The sequence below is a fragment of the Methanosarcina sp. 1.H.T.1A.1 genome (genome assembly GCF_000979295.1).
In the GTDB taxonomy this organism is placed as follows: domain Archaea; phylum Halobacteriota; class Methanosarcinia; order Methanosarcinales; family Methanosarcinaceae; genus Methanosarcina.
Map to the genome: position 1 here is coordinate 1 of NZ_JJQY01000113.1, position 8,992 is coordinate 8,992.

Annotated in this window: 5 protein-coding genes; all 5 read right to left on the bottom strand. The window is 48.0% G+C overall.

From position 1 onward, the window contains the following. On the bottom strand, positions 1-3,054 hold a 3,054-nt coding region (locus EO95_RS11685), incomplete at its 3' end, for a DEAD/DEAH box helicase family protein (RefSeq protein ID WP_048134862.1). Then, positions 3,054-5,162 (bottom strand): DUF262 domain-containing protein, encoded by a 2,109-nt coding sequence (locus EO95_RS11690; protein WP_048134863.1) that lies wholly within the window; start codon positions 5,160-5,162, stop codon positions 3,054-3,056. The genes EO95_RS11690 and EO95_RS11685, both read right to left, overlap by 1 nt. Before the next feature lie 110 nt (positions 5,163-5,272). Then, entirely contained in the window at positions 5,273-6,391 is a 1,119-nt protein-coding gene (locus EO95_RS11695) for a restriction endonuclease subunit S (protein ID WP_048134864.1), read from the bottom strand. Further along, positions 6,388-7,926 (bottom strand): class I SAM-dependent DNA methyltransferase, encoded by a 1,539-nt coding sequence (locus tag EO95_RS11700; protein WP_048134865.1) that lies wholly within the window; start codon positions 7,924-7,926, stop codon positions 6,388-6,390. Before EO95_RS11700 ends, EO95_RS11695 begins: the two co-directional genes overlap by 4 nt. Positions 7,927-8,539: 613 nt before the next feature. Next, positions 8,540-8,785 (bottom strand): hypothetical protein, encoded by a 246-nt coding sequence (locus EO95_RS11705; protein WP_048134866.1) that lies wholly within the window; start codon positions 8,783-8,785, stop codon positions 8,540-8,542. Positions 8,786-8,992 lie beyond the last annotated feature (207 nt).

Here is an 8,992-nt window from a genome sequence, read left to right on the forward strand (position 1 = left end):
TCCGTCTCGTGGGCTCGGAGATGTGTATAAGAGACAGATCCTGAGCTTATGGATTACGGCCTGATCTTGATGTTCTATGAGAAAAGCCCGGGTCTTGGCGCGAAACTTATCAAAATCTCCGGCTGCAGAAAAGCCGGGCAATTCAACATTGGTTTCACTGCCCATTTCGTCTTCGAAATCGGTGTAAATAGGCTTTCTGCGGTGTTTTTCTATAAGTTTTACCAGGTCACGGAGACGCCGTCTAAGCGTTTCCAGCATGGGAGTTGTAACATTTTCCCACCATTCATCGGTCTGCACATCCAGAATCAGAGCCATCTGGTCGCGTACCATCGGGATGGCTGATTTTTCTTCAAGGAGGCCGGCAATATCTCGGACCTGATTGCGAAGGCGCTCAAAGGCGGGTTCGGCACGCAGTAAAGCCAGCTGCAGGTTCAGGACAAGGAGGTCAAAACGCTTTGCTTCTTCGGCTTCCGGCTGCAACTGCGAGGGCAGACCTGCGACTTCGTGGGTAAGCTCGGAGAGGTCTTCACCGGACAGCTTTAACCAGGCTTCGGACCTTGAGTATTTCTCGACCAGCCGCCGTTTGGGACGCACGACGAAATTGTCCAGATTCATCGAGGCAATTTCACTGTTCAGCATTTTGGCAATCGAGTAGCGGACTTCAGTTTCTGTTTTTGGTTCACCGTATATTTCCGATTTATCGGCACAGGCTCCGTTATCGTTGTCAGCCAGTTTCCTGTCCAGCTCGGAGAGTAATTCAAGCCGTGATTTGAACAGGCGCGTGCCAAGCGAATCTCCCAGTGAGCCATCAGTGGTTTCCGGGTTCTGGCTGAAGAATTCCAGATTCTGGCAGTAATCAAAAAGAAAGAAAAACTGTTTGTCCTTTCCCGGCTCAAAAAGGTCAGGACAGAGCCTTGTTCCGCGTCCGACCATCTGCCAGAACTTTGTCCTGGAGCGCACCAGTTTGAAGAAAACCAGGTTAACGACTTCCGGCACATCGATCCCGGTGTCGAGCATGTCTACCGAGATTGCAATATGCGGGGCTTTTTCTTTGATAGAGAAGTTGTCTATCAGGCTCTGGGCGTATTCGGTCTTGAAAGTGATAACACGGGCGAATTCACCCTTGAAATGCGGATAGTTGGCATTGAACCGTTCGGCAACATACTCTGCATGAGCCTGGTTTTTGGCAAAGAGGATAGTCTTGCCAAGGCGGTCACCGCCAGCGACTTTCAGGCCCCGCTCCATCATGTGGGCAAGCACTTTGTCCACGGTGTCCTTGTTAAACAGCCATTTGTTGACGGCTTCGGCTTCTACCCGGTCAGGGATTTCGCCGTCCTCGTCCCATTCTAGCTCATCCCACTGTTCCTTATCCTCATAGGAGAGTTCGTCGTAATTGATCCCCTGGCGCTGGAACTTCAGGGGCACTGAAACCGCTTGTGGAGGGACCAGAAAACCGTCTTTTACAGCTTCTTCCAGATGATAAGCGTCGGTGGGAACACCGGTTTCAAGGTCAAAGAGGCTGTAGGTGTTGCGTTCAATTTCGTTTTTGGGTGTTGCTGTAAGGCCCACAAGCAGTGAATCAAAGTAGTCGAAAATTGCTTTGTATTTCTTGAAGACTGAGCGGTGCGCTTCATCAATAATCACAAGGTCGAAATGCCCAACTCCAAAGCGGCGCTGTCCGTTGCTCATCTCTTCTATCTGTTTCATCATCGTCGGATAGGTAGAAACGAACACTCGCCCCTCTGTGTCCTTTTCCGTGACAAGGTTCACAGGTGCAGAGTCGGGCATGTGCTTTTTGAAGGCGTTTACCGCCTGGTTGACCAGAGCCACCCTGTCGGCCAGGAAAAGCACGCGTTTGACCCAGTTGCAGCGCATGAGGAGGTCGCAGAGTGCAATCACTGTACGGGTCTTGCCGGCGCCTGTTGCCATTACTACCAGAGCTTTTCGGTCATAGTCCTGTTCAAAAGCTTCTCCAATGCGGCGGATGGCTCGGGTCTGATAGTAGCGTTCGACGATGGAGGAATTAATTTCTGCTTCGGAGAGAGGCCTGCGGCTGCTGCGCCGCTGGATTAGCAGTTCAAGTTCAGGTTTTTTATAGAAGCCCTGCACTTGCCTCGGGGGATAGCTTGAATCGTCCCAGATCCAGGTTTCATACCCATTTGAGTAGAAGATCACCGGTCTTTGCCCGAACTGATTTTCGAGGCAGTTGGCATAGAGTTTTGCCTGCTGCTGGCCGACCCGCGGGTCTCTTGTGGTGCGTTTTGCTTCCACGAGGGCAAGGGGCTTTCCGTCGTCTCCCCAGAGCACGTAGTCTACATAACCGATCCCTTTTTCGTTCGGCATGCCCGAGACTTCAAATTCCCTGTCCTGAGCTTTGTCAAGGGGCCAGCCGGCTTCTTTTAGCAGTATGTCAATCAGGCTTTTTCGGGTCTCGGCTTCGGAATAGTCGTGGGTGTCCGGCAGCAGGGCTGCAGCTTCTTTTGCTTTTGCAACCTCGGCCCGCAGGCGTTTGAGTTCTTCGTCCATTGCGGATTTGTCGGCGAGAATCAGAGAGAGTTTTTCGTCCTTTTCCCGGAGGCTTGCTTCCAGCTTCTGGAGCTGTTCTATCGTCTGCTTCGGGACGGTTGTTTTTGGCAGATCTTCAGGGTTGAAACTCAGCCCCGGTTCAGGTTTTTCTTTTCGGGCATAGGTGCGGGCAAGCCAGTAGCTGATGTGGAAAAGCTCGCTCACGGCTGTTAATGAATCATGCAGCAGAACTGTGCTGTTGCTGTGCACAGCCTGATTTCCAAGCCGGATAATGACCCGGGCTTTGTTGAAGATTGCCTCTCCTGCAGCTTTCTTGAATGTGGGCTCATGGATAAGGGCACTCAAATTTTCCTGATAAGGCAGGAGCAGTGTATAATCGTGCTTATACATCCACTGCACAACCAGTTCCAGAGCCCTGCGAGCATAAAAGCAGGCAGTGCGAGGGTCGGGATAGACTGCATTTGAGGCTTTTTCGGCTGCCTCATACAGAGAAGGCCATTCGGCTTCGAGAAAGGCAAAATTGGTCATTAGTATCCTCCGTTCCCCATTTGCCTCTCGAAGGATTGTCTTACAAGGCCTATCACATAGGGTAGCTCGTCTATCGATGCCAAGCTGATTTCTACGTCACCATTACCCCAACGTCCTATGTTTGAAACATCTTTGCAGAGCCCTTTTGGATCGTTGATATCAGAGAAAGACATATTGAGAGACAAACGTAGCCGTTTAGCTTGTGGAACTACATCCACAAAGTTGGTCTCAGCCTTGTAGGCAACGTAAAGCTTGAGAAAATCCTCGGTTACACAGGGATCGAGAGCTAACACTTCCTTGCGGAAAGCCTCGAACAGCTCATGCATGACGCCCTTGTGCAGGTATGGATGGTCTTCAATGGTGTAACCCGAGGTCTCCGCCTTTGGCTTGTACGCCTCCAAGATATCGTTTTCCAGCTTTGGTACTGCCCATACTTCAAGAGCTATACCTTTCAGCCTGCTCGCCCTTTCTTTGATAGCGTCTTCGTTCCATTGATCTAGCAGACCAAGCCCGTTATTGAGTTTTAGGGGACTTTCCTTGAAGCCGCCATGCATGTCACGTTTCTCTGCAAAAGAACGGTCGCTATACTCTGAGTTGTAGCCAGTGAGTGTGAGATTACCAAGGGTATGCAGCCACGTCTCTCGAATCCTCTCCCATTCTAGGCCGAGTTCCGTCTTCCAGGTGGTAGAGGGGGTTTCGTTCTGCGGCATGATATGCTCAATAGTGTATTCATCTACCTGCACGCGTTCTTTACGCCCGTGGTTTTCCAACCGTCTGAGCAAATAACTGCGGCTTCGGAAGTTATAGAGGTCACGGGTTTGCAATTCGCGCCTGAACTCTTCGTCACTGGGAAAGCGGCGATAAGAAGGTAACAGAAGAAGATTTGCCTGGATGCTTTCGAGGTAACGATCCTTTTTGAGGTCTCTGGAAAAGGTTGCAAAGGTCTTGTTCAGAGAATTTGTTGGGATGGAGCAGATAGCACGCCGGAAAACGTAGGCCTCCACAAGTCTCACAGCCGTAACAAAATCCTCTTTTGAGAGCATCCCGGTGGCATAGTCACGATACATTTCCAGGAGTAATGGATAAGCCACATCTACCCTCAGCTCGCGTAAGTCATGGAAAGCCAGTTTCATATCAATATCAGTCTCTTTTCCCAATGCCATAGCACAGAAGTAACGTGAAAAGGTTCGAATGTCGGCTACCAGCGCTTCCATTCCGATATGTGCCGTCTTTGGGGAACGGGCATGATCCTTGAACGCCTCATACACTTCACCAACCCTGGGTATATCTCCGGTTTTAACAGTCAGATAGTGGCGCATGAAACCGTCGAAGTGAACGCTGTAGGCTTCCTGCCCGAAGTCCACCTCCATTGGCCGCCAGAACTGCTCGTAGAGCCTTGTCTGCAACTGCGGTTCCAGTCCCATCAGAATGAAGTTGCGGATCAGGTCTGCCTGGCTAAGTTCTTTGCCTGTAGAGTTCATGCTTTCAAAAATAAGCTGTGGGTTGTCCTGATCGCGGTTGAGTGCAATATCCACCACTACAAGCTTGGCCAGCCCTCTACACAGGAGCGTGAGATTGTCTTTATACCCAGCAATCCATGATTCAAAAAGCTTGAAGTTATCCATCACCCGCAGGGAATATTCTTTGGGTTGCTCACTGCTGCCGACAATAGAGATGAGCGAGTCTTTATCCGTCTGCGACAGGATAAGCTTGTAGTGCCTTTCTCCTTCTTCTTCCGGGTTGAGCAGATAATAATTGCGCAGTTTGCGCGGAGAAAAACCATCCAGAGGCTCACGTTTTTCTTCATCTAATTGGTCAAGCGCTCTCGAAAGGGCAGCTATTAGCAGAGTTACTGTGGTCAGACGCTGCTGACCGTCGATCACAAGCAGAGGGGACTGGCTGGATACCTGATAGATCCCTTTTTCAATGTAGACGATAGAGCCGACGAAATGGGCTGATATTTCGTCGTTACTGCCTGTACGCAGGATATCATCCCACAACTGCCGACACTCTTTCTCAGTCCATGAATATGTGCGCTGGTAAATAGGAATCACAAATTGGGGGGATTTTTTGAGAAAATCGAGTAATTTAGCTTCAGTAGCTTTCACAAAAATCAGTCTCCTTTTAGTCTGTTATATCGTTACCAGTTCCGCATTCTCCAAGCAATTGCATAAGTGCTTCAATTTGACCTTTTGAGAATGGCGGAACAGCATTCGTCTTATAGTTCACCCCTGAAAGCCTGGTACTGTAGAGAGGCAAAAAGCTCATCCAGTTCTGCCAGCGAGGCTTCGTGCGTTGTTTTTAGTTTCCCTACGGCGGAGACGCGAAGAGCGAATATTTGTTGTTTCTCAATAGGTGGTACAATGACATTTATGTCCTTAATTTGATCAAACTCTAAATTATCAGCTGTAACTGATCTGACGCGATTTAACAAGTCTCTCTGGTAAATCTTAAAAAAATAAAGCATAAAGTAAGAATTTGTAAATTTATTGTCAAAAAAGAAACCTTTCATATCTTGGTTCATTGTAACTTCACAAATGTTTATAGCTACAGGGAGTTTCTTTTTTAGAATTCCACTCCTAATTACCATGAGCAAACAATTTGGAGGTATAAGTTTGGTTGAACTCTCTTCAACAGCTTGGGCTGAAATATGATCAATACTGTCTTGGATGAAATCCCGTTTCATATCTTTTGGTGTAACCCAAGGAATACTTCCTTCATAGTATTCCGGCTTAGATTTAGAAGGAGTACCACCTCCAAAGATTTTCGCACATAATTTTTCGAGTTTTTTAGTGTTCCAACCCATTGGATTGTTGACAGGATCTCCAAACATGTCAATAAATATGGATTGAACAAGTTCATCAAGCTGGGCGAGGGCAGCTCGGCGTTTTGCTCGAAGAGCCTCCGCACGGTCCAGAATATCTGCAATTCTCTTTTGCTCTTCCAAAGGTGGTAAAACCACCTCAGACTGCTTTAAGTATTTGAAATGACGGCTATATCCTGCGTCCGTTATGTGTAACTGACGAAGGTAATAGTAAAGGTATTTTACTTCTGCCTCTACTTTTGGTCGTAGGACTTTCACCCCATCTGCTCCCATGCAGAATGGAAAATCTACGTATTTGAAGCAACGTGTATGATCCCCAAATATAATTACTGGAAGATCTGCATGACAAAGTCTCTTTTCTTCATTTGCATATCCAGAGATCAGCTCTTTTCCTTGATCTACAATTGCAAATTGTCCTTCTGGAAGGAACTCTCCTTGAGGTGTTTTCACATTACCGCCTGATACATCAGTAATTACCTCTTCGAAAGGCAACTTTTTCCATCCAGTTTTCATTCCAGCATCCCTTCCAGTTCTTTCATCCCCTGCTGAATCTCAGCTTCCAGCTTTGCGAGGCTTTCAAGTATCTCTTTCGGGGCTCTGTATTCCACTTCCTCATGCACAACTTCCTTGTAGCGGTTGAGGGAAAGGTCGTAACCCTGGGCTGCGATGTCGGCTTTTGGCACGCAGAAGCTCTGCTCAGTTCGGGGGCGTTTGAGTTCGTTGTTATCGCGTTCCTGCCAGCGGGCCAGGACATCAGGAAGGTTGTTTTTGGCGTGTTCCTCCTCATTAAGTGCGGTTGAAGGCACAGGACCAAGTTTTTCCTCGTCCAGAAGCGGGCTGCGCTTGTCGTCAAGGCTCCAGCCGTCGGCCTGCATATCGTAGAACCAGACATGGTCTGTGCCTCCTGAATTTGTTTTCGTGAAAAGGAGGATGGCAGTAGAAACTCCTGCATAGGGCTTGAAAACGCCGCCGGGAAGTGAAACAATGGCATCAAGCTTCTGCTCCTCTACAAGCATGCGGCGGAGCTCCTTGTGGGCTTTGCTTGAGCCGAAGAGGACGCCGTCAGGAACGATGACGGCAGCCCGTCCACCGGGTTTGAGCAGGCGCATGAAAAGGGCAACGAAAAGCAGTTCGGTCTTTTTGGTCTTGACAACTTTCTGGAGTTCCTTAGAGGTGCTCTCGTAGTCCAGCGAACCTGCAAATGGTGGATTAGCCAGCACAAGTGTGTAGGCTTCTTCGTCGCTGGCATAGTCCTGGGCAAGGGAGTCACGGTAGCGAATGTCAGGGTTTTCCACGCCGTGCAGGAGCATATTCATACTGCCTATGCGGAGCATGACGTTATCAAAATCAAAGCCGTGGAACATCCCGTGGTGGAAGTGCTGTTTCAGCCTCTCATCGTGCAGGATGTTCGGATGGTATTCTCGCAGGTGTTCGCCTGCAGCTACGAGAAATCCGGCTGTACCGCATGCAGGATCGCATATAATATCTGTTGGCTGGGGGGAGGTCAGCTCCACCATAAGCTGGATGATGTGGCGCGGAGTACGGAACTGGCCATTCTGCCCGGCGCTGGCGATCTTGCCAAGCATATATTCGTATAGGTCGCCCTTGGTATCGCGGTTTTCCATGGGCACGCTGTCCAGAAGGTCAACTGCCTTGGACAGCATCGAGGGCGTGGGAATGGTGAAACGGGCACTTTCCATGTGCTGGGCGTAGGTGGAGTCGTCGCCTCCCAGGGTGCGCAGGAAGGGGAAGACGTGTTCGTCAACAACTGTGAACATTTCGGCCGGGGCAAAGTGTTTGAAGTGAGACCAGCGCAGATCCTCGTAGGGACGGTCCTTTGGGTCGTTGCCCTCAGGGAAAACACGGCGCTCCATAGGGCGCTTGAGCCGTGCTGATTTGTTCTCTTCCAGTGTGTGCAGGTCATCCAAGCGCCTTAAAAACAGCAGGTAAGTAATTTGCTCGATAACTTCGAGAGGGTTGGAGATTCCTCCAGACCAGAAAACGTTCCAGATGCCATCAATTTTGTTTTTCAGTTCACCATTGATCATTTTTATTCCTCTATAATCCCAGCTTGCAGCCTCTTATACTGCTCCTCAATTGCGGTTCGATTAACGTTATTTTCACTCATTTTTAACCTGACATCTGTTCATAATTAGTATCAATAATGAGGGTTTCGATTAGCTTCGATTGTTCTTCTTTAAGGATTTTTCTGTTCAGGTATATCGCCAATCTTTTTAACTCTTGCTCTTTTTCACAATTTTTTCAAATCTAAGGAGAAATTCCACTACCATAAATCATCTTTTTCTTTTCAGTTTCCTTACTGCTGTAAAATCTCGAAAATGGTAATAACGGCTCTTTAAAATTGAATCTGCATCTGGGAGATTATCTTCTAAGACCTGAAGCTGAATGGCTCAGTCTTTATGGCTCGGTCTTTGTGTTTGTACGGAAAAGACGGCTGCTTCGCACCCGGTGAGAGCCTGGGGTTCAGAAAAATGAAAACTAAAATTGGATGCCGGAAAATTAGAAAACCCAACCTAAAAAAGATTGAGAGGGCACTTAAACTAAATTGATGATTTTACTGGTTTTATGTCCCGAAACGTCCAGAAGTTGACAAAGAATACCAGGTTGTGGTCAAGACCATTAAGTATCGGGGCTCTTGAGTCATTTATTTTTTAATTCTGCCTTTGCTTTTTCCTTGAAGTGTTGAATTACTTCTTCTGAACATTCACACAATCTGTCATGAGCCTCCTGAGACTCCGTTCTGTGATCACAAATTTTTCTATGAACATATTTTGGATCACAGTTTTTCAGGCCGTCAAGGTCTTTTATATCGGCACGGAGGCAAAGTTTGAATGCTAAATCTCTATCCATTTTGAGGTCTTTGACTAAACTCGATTTCTTATCCATCTCAGTATAATGCTTTGCCCTTTTCGTATACCTTTGGAGTTGTTCCTTCGTATAGTTTCCAAGCAGGTTATCCCTTTCTCTGAGTGGACATCCGGTTCCCTCTCCCAGGTTCCGGGTATCGAGGTTAATTTTCTATATAAGTGTATCAACTGTCTCTTATACACATCTCCGAGCCCACGAGACGGACTCCTATCTCGTATGCCGTCT